The organism is Brevundimonas phoenicis (genome assembly GCF_047237745.1).
GTDB lineage: Bacteria > Pseudomonadota > Alphaproteobacteria > Caulobacterales > Caulobacteraceae > Brevundimonas.
Genome location: NZ_JBDFLN010000001.1, coordinates 2,638,290 through 2,652,034, shown reverse-complemented (window position 1 = coordinate 2,652,034; position 13,745 = coordinate 2,638,290). Strand labels below are relative to the sequence as shown.

General features: G+C 71.2%; 18 protein-coding genes. 2 read left to right on the top strand and 16 right to left on the bottom strand.

The window, feature by feature from the left end:
* Nucleotides 1-48: 48 nt before the first annotated feature.
* Genes sctT through ABC419_RS13255 form a run of 6 tightly spaced genes read right to left on the bottom strand, consistent with a single transcriptional unit; the run spans nucleotide 49 to nucleotide 4,522 of the window.
* The gene (gene sctT, locus ABC419_RS13280; protein WP_412877171.1) at nucleotides 49-846 is read right to left on the bottom strand and encodes a type III secretion system export apparatus subunit SctT; all 798 of its coding nucleotides are present in this window, start codon (nucleotides 844-846) and stop codon (nucleotides 49-51) included.
* Nucleotides 847-1,119 carry a type III secretion system export apparatus subunit SctS gene (sctS, locus tag ABC419_RS13275; protein WP_003164547.1) on the bottom strand — a complete coding sequence of 91 codons (273 nt, stop codon included), beginning with the start codon at nucleotides 1,117-1,119 and terminating at the stop codon, nucleotides 847-849.
* Between the two features lie 11 nt (nucleotides 1,120-1,130).
* Nucleotides 1,131-1,790 (bottom strand): type III secretion system export apparatus subunit SctR, encoded by a 660-nt coding sequence (gene sctR / locus ABC419_RS13270; protein ID WP_003164548.1) that lies wholly within the window; start codon nucleotides 1,788-1,790, stop codon nucleotides 1,131-1,133.
* A gap of 1 nt (nucleotide 1,791) precedes the next feature.
* Complete coding sequence (locus tag ABC419_RS13265; protein ID WP_412877172.1) at nucleotides 1,792-2,763, bottom strand: FliM/FliN family flagellar motor switch protein; 972 nt, start codon at nucleotides 2,761-2,763, stop codon at nucleotides 1,792-1,794.
* 2 nt (nucleotides 2,764-2,765) lie between these two features.
* Nucleotides 2,766-3,425 carry a response regulator transcription factor gene (locus ABC419_RS13260; RefSeq protein ID WP_412877173.1) on the bottom strand — a complete coding sequence of 220 codons (660 nt, stop codon included), beginning with the start codon at nucleotides 3,423-3,425 and terminating at the stop codon, nucleotides 2,766-2,768.
* On the bottom strand, nucleotides 3,422-4,522 hold the full coding sequence (locus ABC419_RS13255) for a sensor histidine kinase (RefSeq protein ID WP_412877174.1): 1,101 nt from the start codon (nucleotides 4,520-4,522) through the stop codon (nucleotides 3,422-3,424). The genes ABC419_RS13260 and ABC419_RS13255 overlap by 4 nt, the downstream gene beginning before the upstream one ends.
* 110 nt (nucleotides 4,523-4,632) lie before the next feature.
* Here ABC419_RS13255 and ABC419_RS13250 point away from each other — a divergent pair, with 110 nt between their 5' ends.
* Both ABC419_RS13250 and ABC419_RS13245 read left to right on the top strand, forming a co-directional pair.
* Nucleotides 4,633-4,875, top strand: coding sequence for a hypothetical protein (locus ABC419_RS13250; protein ID WP_412877175.1), 243 nt, complete (start codon nucleotides 4,633-4,635; stop codon nucleotides 4,873-4,875).
* A gap of 18 nt (nucleotides 4,876-4,893) precedes the next feature.
* Entirely contained in the window at nucleotides 4,894-5,556 is a 663-nt protein-coding gene (locus ABC419_RS13245; protein ID WP_412877176.1) for a hypothetical protein, read from the top strand.
* Nucleotides 5,557-5,565: 9 nt separating this feature from the next.
* On the opposite strand, the gene ABC419_RS13240 is transcribed toward ABC419_RS13245, so the two are convergent.
* From ABC419_RS13240 to sctC, 10 genes are read right to left on the bottom strand one after another with little or no spacing between them, the layout of a single operon-like run.
* Nucleotides 5,566-6,210, bottom strand: coding sequence for a hypothetical protein (locus tag ABC419_RS13240; protein ID WP_412877177.1), 645 nt, complete (start codon nucleotides 6,208-6,210; stop codon nucleotides 5,566-5,568).
* Nucleotides 6,210-6,707, bottom strand: coding sequence for a hypothetical protein (locus tag ABC419_RS13235; protein ID WP_412877178.1), 498 nt, complete (start codon nucleotides 6,705-6,707; stop codon nucleotides 6,210-6,212). Before ABC419_RS13235 ends, ABC419_RS13240 begins: the two co-directional genes overlap by 1 nt.
* Nucleotides 6,704-8,023 (bottom strand): FliI/YscN family ATPase, encoded by a 1,320-nt coding sequence (locus ABC419_RS13230; RefSeq protein ID WP_112999254.1) that lies wholly within the window; start codon nucleotides 8,021-8,023, stop codon nucleotides 6,704-6,706. Before ABC419_RS13230 ends, ABC419_RS13235 begins: the two co-directional genes overlap by 4 nt.
* Nucleotides 8,020-8,631 carry a FliH/SctL family protein gene (locus tag ABC419_RS13225; protein ID WP_412877179.1) on the bottom strand — a complete coding sequence of 204 codons (612 nt, stop codon included), beginning with the start codon at nucleotides 8,629-8,631 and terminating at the stop codon, nucleotides 8,020-8,022. The genes ABC419_RS13230 and ABC419_RS13225 overlap by 4 nt, the downstream gene beginning before the upstream one ends.
* Nucleotides 8,628-9,167: a hypothetical protein gene (locus ABC419_RS13220; RefSeq protein ID WP_412877180.1), complete on the bottom strand. Its 540-nt coding sequence runs from the start codon at nucleotides 9,165-9,167 to the stop codon at nucleotides 8,628-8,630. Before ABC419_RS13220 ends, ABC419_RS13225 begins: the two co-directional genes overlap by 4 nt.
* Complete coding sequence (gene sctJ / locus ABC419_RS13215) at nucleotides 9,164-9,886, bottom strand: type III secretion system inner membrane ring lipoprotein SctJ (RefSeq protein WP_003164555.1); 723 nt, start codon at nucleotides 9,884-9,886, stop codon at nucleotides 9,164-9,166. The genes ABC419_RS13220 and sctJ overlap by 4 nt, the downstream gene beginning before the upstream one ends.
* Nucleotides 9,887-9,897: 11 nt before the next feature.
* A complete protein-coding gene (locus tag ABC419_RS13210; protein WP_088411497.1) occupies nucleotides 9,898-10,296 on the bottom strand; it encodes a hypothetical protein in 399 nt (132 codons plus the stop codon).
* Nucleotides 10,297-10,322: 26 nt separating this feature from the next.
* Nucleotides 10,323-10,631, bottom strand: a complete 309-nt coding sequence (locus ABC419_RS13205; protein WP_112999251.1) for a hypothetical protein — start codon at nucleotides 10,629-10,631, stop codon at nucleotides 10,323-10,325.
* 24 nt (nucleotides 10,632-10,655) lie between these two features.
* On the bottom strand, nucleotides 10,656-11,813 hold the full coding sequence (locus ABC419_RS13200; RefSeq protein ID WP_412877181.1) for a SctD/MshK family protein: 1,158 nt from the start codon (nucleotides 11,811-11,813) through the stop codon (nucleotides 10,656-10,658).
* 6 nt (nucleotides 11,814-11,819) lie between these two features.
* Nucleotides 11,820-13,739 (bottom strand): type III secretion system outer membrane ring subunit SctC, encoded by a 1,920-nt coding sequence (sctC, locus tag ABC419_RS13195; RefSeq protein WP_412877182.1) that lies wholly within the window; start codon nucleotides 13,737-13,739, stop codon nucleotides 11,820-11,822.
* Nucleotides 13,740-13,745: the final 6 nt, after the last annotated feature.

The window sequence follows — 13,745 nt, the reverse complement described above, 5'->3', positions numbered from 1 at the left end:
CGGGGCTTCACAGTCGGGACGGTCCCCATCAGGGACGACCCTAGCTTCCTAGCTTGAGCGTCGTCCCATCGCCTTCAGCACCTCCAGCACCGTGTCGTGGCGGCCCATGATCTCGTTCAGCAGGGTCTGCACCAGGCCGGTCATCATGATCAGGATGATCAGGGTCGCCAGCCACGCCTTGATCGACAGCGACAGGGAGAAGACGTTCAGCTGCGGCGCATAGCGGTTGACCAGGCCCAGGGCGCCGTCGGTGACGAACAGCACCACTAGAACCGGCGAGGCGAACAGCACGGCCAGCGTCATCAGCCGCGTGAACTCGCCCTCGAACAGGCTGAGGCTGCTCATGGTCAGCACCGGCGTCAGGCTGCCGATGGGCCAGATGACGAAGCTGTCCAGGATGGTGCCGACCAGCAGCAGCAGGCCGCCCGAGAACATGAAGACGAAGTTGGCCAGCCGCCCCAGGAACTCGCCGTTCAGCGAGGTCTGATGCCCGCTGAGCGGGTCCACCACCTGGGCCATGGTGGCGCCGACCTTGGTGTCGATGATCTGGCCGGCGGCCTCGAACGCCCACAGCATGGTGGCGAAGAAGAAGCCGATGACCACTCCGACCAGGGCCTCCTTGCCGAACAGCAGGATCCACTGGACCGTCGGCAGGGTCATCTGGGCCATCTGCGGCTGCATGGTCAGCACCGCCAGGCCGAACACCAGGAAGATGGAGTTGCGGACCATCGCCGGCACCGTCTGCGGCGACAGCAGCGGCATCAGCAGGAAGGTCGTCGCCACCCGCGTGGTCGACACCGCCACCAGGATGGCGTTGTCGAACAGACTGTCCAGACCCTCGAACACCTAGCGGCGCACCAGGGCCGGAAACTCGGTGAAGATGCGATCGCTGAACTGATACAGCGAGCCGCCGATCAGCGCCGCCGTGGCGAACAGGGTCAGCACGATGGCGAAGAATTTGGCCGTATACTGCAGGGTCTGTTCCTGAAGCTGCGTCGCCGACTGGATCACCGCCACGATCAGGCCGACGATGGAGGCGGCGATGATCGGCGGGGCCGACAGGAACAGGACGAGCCAGAGCGCCTGATTGACGAGCTCGATGGCCTGGGCGTTCATCATGGGGCGCTCTCCTAGACGTAACTGAGCACAAGGCCGTGGGACAGCTTCACCCACCCGTCGATCAGCACGAACAGCAACAGTTTGAACGGCAGGGAGACGGTGGTCGGCGACAGCATCATCATCCCCATCGCCAGCAATATGTTGGACACCACCAGGTCTATGATCAGGAAGGGCAGGAAGATCAGGAAGCCGATCTGAAACGCCGTCGCCAGCTCCGACACGGTGAAGGCGGGCACGACGACCAGGAAGTCGCGCGCGGTGATTTCGGCGCGCTTTTCAGGCGTCGAGATGCGCTGGGCGGTGCGCAGGAAGAAGGCGCGCTCGCGTTCGGACGAGTGCTTGATCAGGAAGTCGCGCAAGGGCTCCTTGGCGCTGTCGGCATAGGCGAACAACTGCTGGGTGTCGCTGAGGGCGGCGGTGGGCGGCATGTGGTTGGTGGCCTCGGCCATGCGCTGGCCGACCGGGAACATGACGTAGAGCGTCAGGATCAGCGCCATGCCGTTCAGCACGATGTTCGGCGGCACCTGCTGCAGGCCCAGGGCGTTGCGCAGCAGGGACAGCACCACCACGATCTTGGTGAAGGACGTCACCATCACCGCCACGAAGGGCGCGAGCGCCAGCAGGATGACGGTGACGAGCGCCGAACCCGGCGAGAACTGGGACAGGTCCATGTCAGACGGCCTCCTTCGGATCGGCGACGGCGTCGATCAGCACGGCGTAGGCCTCGCCCAGGGACACCAGGCGGCCGCGCGCGAAGGCCTGGCCGGCGCTGCGCAGGGTGACGCGCATTTCGGCGTCCAGTCCGGTCAGAGGCAGGACGGCGCCGGGGCGCAGTTCGGTCAGCGTCTTCAGCGGCGCAGCGGTCTCGCCCAGATCGACCGTCACGGCGATCGGCGTATCGGCCCCCGGCGTCAGTCCGTGCGCGTCTTCGGCAGGCGGGGCGGCGGCCTCGGTCATGCGGCTTTCCTTGCGTTGATGGGTGAAGTTTCGGGAGGCGGGGGTGAACAGACCGACGGCCGTCCCGCCAGGAACCGACAGACGCGCGGACCAGGCTCTCTCCAGAGCGGGGATCAGCAACAGGTCGCCCGTGCGCAGGCTCGACAGATCGTCGGGCGATAGACGCGGCCCCTCGATGAGCAGACGGACCGGCAGGGGCAGGTTAAGCCCCGGCGGCTGATCGCCGACACGGCGCAGGCGCAGGGCCAACGCGGGCGACAGGGACAGGCGCGCCTCATGCAACGTACGCTCGCCGTCGCTGAGGCGGACCTCGACGTGCGCCGCATCGATCGTGTCGGAACGCACGCCGACAGGCGTCAGCGCCTCGGCGCCGGAGTCTTCCAACGTCGCCAGCAGCGGCTCCAGCGTCGAGACGGCGGCCAGCAGGGCGACGTGGTCGCCATTCTCGAAGGCCGCGCCGTCGATCGTCAGGGGCGCGACGCGGACGGGGCCGTGCGGCGTGGCGAAGGCGACCTGCTCTCCGACGAAGGTCTCGTCGTGATCGGGGATCAGAATGCTGACGCGCAGTCCGTTCAGCATCAGGCCGTCCAGAGCGGCGACGACGGCGGCGCGGGCGCGCACGGTCGGCTCGTCCAGCCGGGGCGGGCGCGCGGCCGCGAGCGAGGAGGGCAGGGAGTCCAGGGCCACGCTCACGCCTCCTCGACCTGGCCGGACACCGCCATGCGGACCAGATGGGTCAGGGTCGGCGCCTCCATCTTGGTCATGATGCGGGCGCGGTGCAGCTCGACCGTCTTGGGGCTGATGCCCAGGTCATAGGCGATGACCTTGTTGTAGGAACCAGCCACGACCAGATCCATGACTTCGCGCTCGCGCGCGGTCAGGCGCGACAACCTTTCCTGATAGGCGAGGGACAGCGGAGAAGCGCTTGTTTCGTCTTCTGTTTCCGGTTGCGTAGTGCGGAAGGCCAGGGCGATGGCCTCTTCCAGCGCCTTCTCCTGAAAGGGCTTCTCGAGGAAGGTGACGGCGCCGCGCCGCATGGCCTCGACCGCCAGGGGCACGTCGCCGTGCCCGGTCATGAAGATCACCGGCTGATCTAGCCCGCGCTCGCGCGCCGCCTCCATCAGCTCCAGCCCCGACATGCCCGGCATCCGCACGTCCAGCAGGAAGCAGGCGGGTTCTGCCGGGCGCTCAGTCATGGCCTCTAAGAAGGCGGCGGGCTCTTCCCAGCACTCGACCTCATAGCCCAGGCTTTCCAGCCACCAGGCGGCGGACTGGCGGAACTCGGCGTGGTCGTCGACCAGGCAGATGCGGCCGGACGGCCCGTCAGCCGGTGTTGCGACGGCGCTCATGGGCGGGCCTCCTCGGTCGGGGTTTCGGCCGCGGCCAGCGGCAGGGCGATGTGAAAGACGCTGCCGCCCGTCTCGCCGGGCGTGAACCACAGGCGGCCGCGGTGCAGTTCGATGATCGAGCGGCAAATGCCCAGGCCGACGCCCATGCCGCCGCTGCGGGTGCTGAAGAAGGGCGAGAAGACGCGGGCGCTCGCCTCTTCCGGCACGCCCGGCCCGGTGTCGGTCAGGGTCAGCTCGATCTGGCGCGCATCCAGGCTGTGGCGCGCCTCTATGGTCAGTTCGCGCTGGGGCAGGTCGACGCCGCGCATGGCGTCTAGGGCGTTGCGCGCCAGATTGACCAGCACCTGTTGGATCATGACCGGATCGCCCAGGACGGCGGGCAGGTCCGGCGGCGTGGCGGCGCGCGCCGTCACCCGGTCGCGGGTGATCTCCCAGTCCAGCAGGTCCAGGGTGTTGCGGGCCAGCCGTGCCAGGTCCAGCCGCTGCACCTGGGGCTGGCGCTGATCGACGAAGGTGCGGACGCGCTGGATCACGCCCGAGGCGTAGAGGGCCTGTTCGGTCGCGCGGTCCAGGGCTTCGGCGCCGGTCTCGAGCGTCAGGGCGCCGCGTTGCAGCCGCGCCTTCAGCCCGCGCAGGATGTTGGCGATGGAGCCGATCGGCTGGTTCAGCTCATGGGCGATCATGGTGGCCATCTCGCCGACCGACAGCACGCGCGAGGTGGTCAGCAGCTCCTCGCGGTCGGCCAGGTGGCGCTGCTGGGCCTCCTGACGCTCGGCGGCGTCGGACAGCTCCAGAAAGACCAGGCCGTCGGACAGGGCCAGGCGCGCGTCATGCACCCGGCGGCCGCCCGGCTGGACGATCAGGGCGTCCGAGGCGCCCTCGCGCCGCGCCGCCGCGATCGCCTCGGACAGGCCGGGCAGGCGGCATTCGACGGCCGACAGGGCCTCGCCCTCGCGCCATTCGGGGAAGGCGGCGACGAAGGCGGGGGAACGCCACGTCAGGCCGCGCGCGTCGAAGGCGGCGGCGCAGATGTTCAGCGCCGACAGGGCGGCGTCGGTCCATTGCGGCGCGTCGAGCGGGCGAAGGGCGGCGGTCATCGGCGCGCCTCCGGGGCGCGGGCGGTTAGGGAAGTCCCGCATGGCGAGGGCGCGTCGATGCGCCTAGATTGGCGGCCTAGCGTGGACACTTCCACGTCGAGGAGGCCGCCATGACCACGATCCGCACCGACAACGCGCCCCTGTCCGGCGTCTGGTCGCGCGATCTGTCGGCCTCGACGCCGCTGGGCGCCGAGGCGCTGGCTCACGGTCGCGGCGGCCAGGCCTTCGGCGATTTCACCGCCTTCGCCGGCGACGACGTGCGCGTGCGGGTGTCGGATCGGCTGGACATGGACGCGGCCGCCCGCGCCATCGCTGATCATCTGACTGAAACCCGCGACAACGGCTTCGGCTGAGGCTATGCCTCGTTCATCGTGACCGATCTCGTTCTCAAGGCTGAACCCGACTGGGCCGCCGCGGCCCAGGCTCTGATCGATGGGCTGAATGGCCAGTCGACGCCCGATGCGCGCGTCACAGTGTTGCAGCGCGTCTGCGACGGACTGGGCGAGGCGCTCTATCCCGGCTTCGTCAAGCTGCTGGCCGCCGTGGCGCGCTTCGGCGACCGGGAGGCGCGGAGGCTGGCCGCCGACGCCCTGGCCCGCGCCCTCACGACCGATCGCTTGCCCGCCACGCGCCTGCCGGCCTGGGGCGCTGCGGCCTTTTCGAGCCTGTCCGGCCCCGGCGGGGGGCTGATGACCAACGCCCGCAGCGTGGGGCCGTTGGAGTTCCTGTGCGTCTGGCTGACCCGCGACGTCGTGGGTCAGCCGCTGGAGGACGAGGCGTTCGAGCGCGCGGCCGCCCTGGTCATGACCCTGATCCAGACCTCGCCCGAGGCGGCGCGCCTCTATGCCGGAAAGCTGGCGGCGGACGCCGACAGCCCGACCGAGGGGCTGCACAATCGCCAGAGCCGCCGCCTGGTGCGGCTGACCGCCGAGGGGCTGGCGGCGGGTCGTGCTCCCGCCGAGACGGCGCGCGCCGTGCTGGACGCCGCCCGCGCCGATCGCGACCAGGGCCGCTGGGATTTCACGCCGCGCTGAGATCATGGCTCACCGCACCCCGTCCGGCGGGCGATGCTCGCTGTCGGCATCGGCGGGGGCGACGCGCACCTCGGACACGGCCACGCCGCGCGCCTCCAGCCGACGGCGCATCAGCTCCAGCGCGCGCTCCAGCTCGGGCGTCGGCCGCTGGTGGGCGGCCAGTTGCAGCGTCAGGCCGCCGTCGGCCAGCCGCATCACCCCGAACCCGGCCAGGGCGAGGGTCCGGTCGGTGAACTGCACCTGCATGCCCTTGGCGGCGTCGGCCTGGGCCGCCAGCCAGGCCTTCTCCATCATCGACGCCATGGCCTCGACGTCGCCGGTGAAGCCCGCCGCTGCGGCGGGGCCGCCCTGGACGGCGTTCAGGCCGGTCGTCCCCGCGATGTTCAACTGGCCCTCGGCCTTGTTCGCCTTGTCGTCGGCCTTGGCCTCTTCGCGCCGCGCGTCGTCCGGGCGGTCGCGGACGGGTTCGGCGTCTTCGTCGCGGCGGGCGAAGCGGGGCTGGCGCTCGCCGGCTTCGAGCGCATGGCGGCGCGCAGCGGCTTGGTCCAGGGCGGCCTCGAAGGCGCCGCCGCTCCAGGCCGAGGGGGCGGAGCTGACGGACCGTGCTGAGGGCGCGGGCCGGGCGGGGGCGGAGTTGTTCACGGCGTCGGCCATCAGGCGCGGCCTCCCATAAGCAGTTGCAGGCGCGGACGGCCCCGTTCCTCGAAATCGAGCTGGTCCTGGTCCTCGCGACGCCCGGCGCGCTGGGCCACGGCGCGGCGCAGTTGGCCGTCGACGGCGTCGTGGCGGGCCGTGGCGCGCATCAGGGCGCGCAGAGCCTGGTCCCGTTCAGCCTGGGCGGCCTCGACCGCCCGGTGGTCCTCGGCGCGGGCCTCTGTCTCGGCTTCGCGACGATCGACGATCAGGCCGCGTCGCGACAGGGCGCCTTCGATCAAGCGCGCGTCGCCGCCCGCGCCCGAGGCGAACCATTCGTCCAGGGTCTCGATGTGGCGGCCGAGGGCGGCGATGGATTCCTCGCGCGCCTGCAACGCCGCCTGCGCTCGCGCCAGGGCGTCCTGGGCGACGGCGACCAGACGGCGCGCGGCCTCGACCCTCTGCGCCCGCAGACGGGCCAGGCGTCGTAGCAGGGTGATGCGGTCGCGCCCGCTCATGACGCGGCCTCAGCCAGTTGGGCCAGGGCCGCTTCGGCCGCGACGCCTTCATGCGCGCCCTGCTGCAACAGGGCGCGAAGGGCGGGCATCCGCTGCACGGCCTCGTCGGCCAGGGGATCGCCGCCGGGCTTGTACTCGCCGATCTGCAGCAGGAACTCGATCTCGGCGTATTTGGCCAGCCAGGCGCGCACCTTGCCCGCCGCCGCCTGATGCTCGGGCGAGGTCACGCGCGGGAAGACGCGGCTCAGGCTCGTCAGCGGGTCGATGGCCGGATAGTGGTTCGCTTGCGCCAGCTTGCGCGACAGATAGACGTGGCCGTCCAGGATGGAGCGGACCTCCTCGCCGATGGGGTCGCCGCCTTCCTCGTCCTCGATCAGTACGGTGTAGAAGGCGGTGATGGAGCCGCCCTCGATCGCGCCCGCCCGCTCGAACAGCCGGGGCAGTTCGGCGAAGACCGACGGCGGAAAGCCGCGCCGCACGGCCGGTTCGCCGACCGACAGGCCGATCTCGCGCAGCGCGCGGGCGAAGCGGGTGACGGAGTCCATCTGCAGCATGACGCGCAGGCCCTGGGCGCGGAAGCCCTCGGCGATGGCGGTGGCGGCGTGGGCGGCGCGGACGCGTTCCATCGCCGGGCGGTCGGAAGTGGCGACCACGACGACCGAGCGGGCCAGGCCTTCCGGCCCCAGGCTGTCGTCCAGAAACTCGCGCACCTCGCGCCCGCGCTCGCCGATCAGGGCGATGACGTTGACGTCGGCGGCGCAGTGGCGGGCGAACATCCCCATCAGGGTCGACTTGCCGCCGCCCGCCATGGCGAAGACGCCGACCCTCTGGCCCACGCCGACGCTCAGCAGGGTATCGACCGCGCGCACGCCGGTCGGGAACAGGGCGCTGATCGGCGGCCGGGCCAGCGGATTGGGCGCGTCGGCATAGACGTCGCGCAGGGCGACCGGCCCCGCGATGGGGCCCAGGCCGTCCAGCGGGCGGCCGAAGGCGTCGATGACCCGGCCCAGCAGGCCGGGGCCGCTGGGGACTTCCGTCCGATCGTCGGCGGCGATGACCTCGGCTTCGGGGCCGAGGCCGTTCAGGCTGGTCAAGGGCGTCAGTATGGCCGCGCCGTCGCTCAGGCCCACGACCTCGGCCTTGACCACGGGGCCGCCGGCGGGGTCGCGGATCTCGACCTGCTGGCCGATGCGGGCGTTCAGTCCCGTGGCGCGCACGGTGGTGCCGAAGGCCTGAACGACCCGCCCGCGCCGGTCCAGGGTGCGGGCGCGGCGCAGGGCGTCGTGCAGGCGCAGTTCGACGGCGTCGTGGCTCATGCGGCGCGCCCTCGCTCAAAGACGCGCTCAAGGGCGGCGAGCTGGACTTCAAGTCCGGCGTGGCTGCGTCCGGCGGCGGTCTCGATGACGCAGTCGCCGGGGGCCAGGGCGTCGTCAGGCCGCACCTCGATCGCCGCGCCGATGGGCCACAGCCGGGTCGAGACGGCGCCGACGCCGTCAGGCGCGACGTGAACCACGACCGGCGCCTCGGGCAGGACGTCCTTCACCGCCCGCTCGGCCAGGGCCGCCAGCACGGCCTCGGGCGCCAGTTCGGCGGCGATGCGGCGCACCACGTCCAGCGCCAGGCGTCCGGCGGTCTCGCGCAGGCGCTCGCGTTCGGCCTCCATCTCGCGGTGCAGGCGGGCGGCGCGTTCGGCGACGTCGCGCGCGGCGGCGGTCAGCCCGGCCTCATAACCGGCGGCGTAGCCGTCGGCGCGGCCCGCCTTGCCCTCGGCGGCGCGATGGACATCGACCTCGGCCAGCCGCGCCTGGGCCTGGGCCAGAAGATCAAGGGCCGTCTCGATGACGGCGCGGTCCTCGCGGCGAATGACGGGACGGTCGGTCAGCAGGGCCGCGTCGGGCGCGGCGGCGATCAGGTGAAAGCTCATGCGGCGGCGATCCCGCAGATTGTCAGGGCCAGGCGGCGCGCGGCCTGAGCCTGGTCGGCGTCGAGGCGCAACAGGGGCGGGGCCAGGCCGTCGGCCAGCCGCCGGGCCGTCTCGCCTGCCAGACCGGCCAGAAGGGCGGCGGCGCCCAGACCTTCCAGCGCCTCGGCGTCCAGCGCGCCGACCGGCGGCGTCTCGGGCCGCTGGGCGGGCGGCAGGGCCAGGACGGCGTCCAGCGCGCTCTCGCCGATGCTGCGTCCGACGACGCCGAGCATCCGTCCGTCGATGCTGGTCGCCAGCCGCTCGGCCAGCAGCACGGCGCCGCAGGTCGCGGCCAGGCGGCGACGCTCGTTCAGCGGCAGGGCGGACCAGGCGGGCGCCTTCAGGATGGCGGCGTAGTCCATCGGCGCGCGCGGCGGCGTCAGTCGGCGGGCCAGGATGCGGGCGCGCGGCGAGCGCGCGGCGGCATCCGCGCCGTCGAGGGCGCGGGCCCGGCGCCACAGGGCGACGCGTTCGGTCCTGGCGGCGTCCGGCGTCAAGCCTCGCCTCGCTTGGCGTCTGCCTTGGCGCGCGGCTTGGGCCGCCGATAGAGGCCGTAGATGCCCAGTCCCGCCGCGCCCAGGATCAGCACGCCCAGCGGCAGGCTGAGCTGGGTGACGGCCGGCGCCTGCGGCTGGGTCAGGACTTCAGACGCCGGGAAGGCGACGACCGTGACCTTGTCGTAGGGCAGGCCCTCGATCGAGTTGACCACCAGGGCCTTGATCGAACCGGTCTGGGCCGAGATGTCGTAGTCGGGCCGGTGCTTGATGAAGACCGAGGCGGAGGAGGGCGGCTTCTCCTGCGCCAGGGGATCGCTTTCCGGCACGGCGATGTGGACGCGCGCCTGCACCACGCCGTCGATGGAGGAGATGGTCTGGCCCAGCTCCTGCTGCAGCGCGTACATCATGCGCATACGCTGCTCCATCGGCGAGGAGACGAAGCCCTCCTTCTGGAAGACCTCGCCCATGCTGGCGAAGTTCTGGCGCGGATAGCCCCGGTCGTGCAGCAGGGCGACCGCGCGGGAGAAGTCGCCGCGATCGGCCTTCAGCACCCAGTTGTCGCCGTCGCGGGTCTTGGAGGCGTCCAGCCCCTGAGCCTTGAGCACGGCGACCATCTCATTGGCGTCGCGTTCCGTCAGGCCGCCGTAAAGCTCCTGCTGGCCGCAGGCGGCGAGCAGGAGGGCCGCGCCCGCGAGGGCGGCGAGCGATCGGATTCGCATGACCGCCTCCCTCAGGACTGTTGCCGGAACAGCTGCTGCAGGCCGTCCGAGGTGCGGTTGGCCATGTTGGAGGTGAGCTGGCAGTTGAACATGAACTCGTGCGCGCGGACGGTCATCATGACCATCTCGCCCGGCGTCATGCCGCCGGCCTTGCCTTCGGCGGCCTGGGCCAGGGCGGCGAGGTCCGAGGCCTGGCCGTTCACCTGCTCCAGGGCGCCCATCATGGTCTTCATGACGCCGTTGGGCTCGGTCGGGGCGGCCGGAGCCGACAGGGGCGTGACGTGCAGCAGGTTCTGGAACTGCACCGCCTGACTGAGGGTGGCGTTGTAGGCGACGTCGATCTGCTGCGTCTGGGGTTGCAGCATCTCGGGCGGCATGGCCGCTGCGGCGGCCGAGGCTTCGAAGGACATGGGCCCCTCCTGTTGGAATGAAGGGCTCAGTTCTTGCGAGCCATGGTCTCCAGCGCCTTGCCGACGGAGTCGGTCGAGGTGGAGGAGGAGTTGGCCATGAAGTTCATGCGCATCGACTCGGCGGTCAGCATGGCCATGGTCGAGGGCTTGTCCTCGCCGCCCGGTCCGATCTGCTCGGACAGTTCGACGATGCGGCCGGCCTGGGCGTCCAGGGTTTGACCCCACGAATGGGCCATGGCCTCGAACCAGGAGCCGGGGCGGGCCTTGTCGCGCTCGCTGTTCAGGCCGGGCGAGACGGCCAGCATGCCGAGGCCGTTCAGACTTTGGGATGACATGGGTATTCTCCTTTTGGGCTGGGGTCAGAAGTTGAGTTCGGAACGGGAGCCGTTGCGCTCGACCAGGACGCGGGTGTCCTCGATGGAGACGATGCGGTGGCCGGTCGGCAGGACGGCGCCGGGGAAGTAGCGGGCGCCGTCGGCGGTGGTGACGTGGCCGCGCTCGCCGCCGATCACCGACACCACCCGCTTGCCGCCGCCTTGCTGAATGTCTTCGAAGCGGCCGCCCTCGTCGGCGCCGGGCAGCATGCTGACGTCGATGCGGCGCAGGCCCTTGACCTCGCCCATGGCCAGACGCTCCAGGCGGGCGGCTTCGTCCGGGTCGCTGCCGGTGACGTCCAGCCGCACCATGCCCGCGCCGACCGAGCGCGCGGCCGCCTTGACGCCATTGGCGAGGTAGAGCTCCTCGACCTGACGGGCGATGCCGTCGTGGGTCTGAAGCTCAAGGCGGGGGCGCCATTCGCGGGCGGCCAGGATGCGTTGCAGACGCACGCGCTCGGCGTCCGAGGCCAGCATTCCCTCAATGCGCAGATCGCCCGCCTCGGTTTTGGTGACGACCAGCTTGTCAAAGCCTTCCTCCGACAGGACGGCCTGAACCTTGGCGGGCTTGGGCTGCGACTTGGGCCAGGCTGGGACGCCCGTGCTGATGGCGAACAGAGCCGAGACGGTGATGACGGCGATCAGCAGAACCGGAACGAACTTGGCAGAGCGCGACACCAGGGCGTTGGTGTTGTTCAGCAGATATTGCCAGTTGCGGCCGTCGCCGGCCGGGGCGTCGTCCTCTTCGCCGTCGTCGTCCGGCAAGGGGCGGGCGGCTGCCAGGATGCGTTCGGCCTCGCTCCAGCGCGGGCTTTCGGCCTCGCCGATGGCGACGGCGTTGTCGCCGATCAGCAGCGGCAGATAGAGGGGCAGGATGGCCTGGGCCGGGGCGGTCAGCTCGTGCCCCAGCAAGGTCACGGCGCCGGACGTCAGCTCCAGGTCGGCGGCGTCCGCTCGCGCCTTCAGCGTCAGCCGCACCCCCTCGGCGCTGGCGTCGCGCAGGACGATGTCGGCGTCGAGGTCATGGCCCACGGCGATGACGCGGCCCCGCTCCAACGGCGCCGAGGCGCCGCGCACACGCCCGGCCAGGACGCGAAGGACCAGGCTTTCGATCTCGGGTGCGGCGACGGCGTCGGCGGGCATGGTGGATCAGTCCTTGGCCGGTTCATAGGGGGTGAAGCCGGGCGGCGGCGCTTCGCGCACCGCGACGACCGGCGTGGCGGCTGGGGCGGGCAGGGGGGCGTTCGGCGCCGACCCCTGATTGAAGCCCATGCGCGATCCGCCCTTGGGCAGGGCCGGGGCGGCGGGCAGGGGCTGGGTCTCGGGCGAGCCGGGAATGGCGCCGAAGTCCAGGCGCGGCGCGGGCGCTTCCTCGCCGATGGAGGCCAGGCGCGGCGTGATCAGGAACAGACGCTCGATCCGGCCCGTCGAACGCTCCGAACGGCGGAACAGCAGGCCCACCGCCGGGATGTCGCCCAGCACCGGCACCTTGGTCACGGCGTTGACGTCCTGCTGCACCACCATGCCGCCCAGCAGCAGGCTCTGGCCTTCCAGGATCATGGCCTGGGTGTTCAGGGCCGCGCGCTGCACGACCGGGATGTCGTCGACGTCGGCGTCGGTCAGGGAGCCGTCCTCGATCTGGATCTGCATCCGGATGCGGGTCTGGTTCTGGTCGCGCAGGACGTGCGGCGTGACCTTCAGCGTGGTCCCGGCGGTGACGTTGTAGAGGTCGACGTCCCGCTCGCCTTCCAGGCCGACGTAGAAGCTGCGGGTGTTCTCGAACAGGGCCTGGACGTTCGACAGGGTGACGATCTGCGGCCGCGAGACGATGCGGGCGACGCCTTCATCCTCCATCGCCGTGATGCGCGAGACGAAGTAGTCGCCGTTGCCGATGATGGTCGAGATGGCCAGGCCGTTGTTGCGCGGGGTGATGTCCTGCCCCCGGCGCAGGCGGTCGTCGTTGCGCGTGCCGTCGCCGAACAGGATGCCGCCGCGACCGTCGTCGAAACGCCAGCTGATGCCCAGCTGACGCGCGCGGGTCGTGTCGATGTCGATGATGGTGGCTTGAATTTCGAGAAGCTGCGGCTCCTTGTCCAGGGCGGCGATCAGCGCCTCATAGGCCCCCATGCGCTCGGCCGTATCGCGCACGATGACGGCGTTCAGGCGCGTGTCGGCCTGGATGCGCGCGTGCTGGACCGGCGCGCCGCCCGCCATCTGTTCGTCTGCCAGCGCCAGACCCAGCGTGTCCGGCGTCGGGGTGAAGCCGCCGTCGACATAGCTGGCGTCCATCAGGCCGTTCTGCGCCGCGCCTTGCGAGGCCAGACCCTGACCGCGCAGGCCCCCGACGCGCGGCGAGCGGCGGGTCTCGATGCGCCGGGCGACGGCGCCGTTCGGGTCGTTGCTGACCATGGCGCGCAGGATGGAGGCGACGCCCGGAATGGTGACTTCGCTCTGGGCCGTCTCGAAGGTCACGTCATCGGCCCAGGCGTAGCGCAGGGTGAAGACGCGGTACTCATAGGTCGGCTGGGCGGCTTCGGCCCGAGCGCCGGGCCCGGCGCGGGCGATCTCGTCGATCTGCTGGATGAAGCGGCGGGTGCCGTTGGCGACCAGCATCTGCCCGGCGGGCTGCAGGGTGTTGCGGCTGTCCAGCAGGCCCATTTCCTGCGCCGTGGCGCGCACGCGACGCAGCATCTGCGGCGAGGCGGGGATCGACTGGCTGGTCAGTTCGGAGGTCTGATAGATGTAGACCGCCCCGCCGTCGTAATAGGCCACCAGGTCGAAGGCGTCCGCCACCTGGCTGAAGATGGTAGAAGCCGGGCCGCTGAAGGCGCCGTTCACCGTGCCGCGCAGGTTGGGGCTGATGATCACCGGCACGCCCAACTGGCCGAAGAAGCTCTGCAGGAACTGACCCACCGGCTGCTCGCGCGGGGCGATCTGCAGCGTCTGGTTGCCGATGGGCGGGTCGCCCGCCGCAGCGGGCGCGGACAGGCCGAGCAGCGTGGCCAGGGAGGCCATGGCCAGGAGGGCGGTCTTGAAGCTCTTGCGGGCGGTCGGCGTCTTGATCGTCATGCAGGG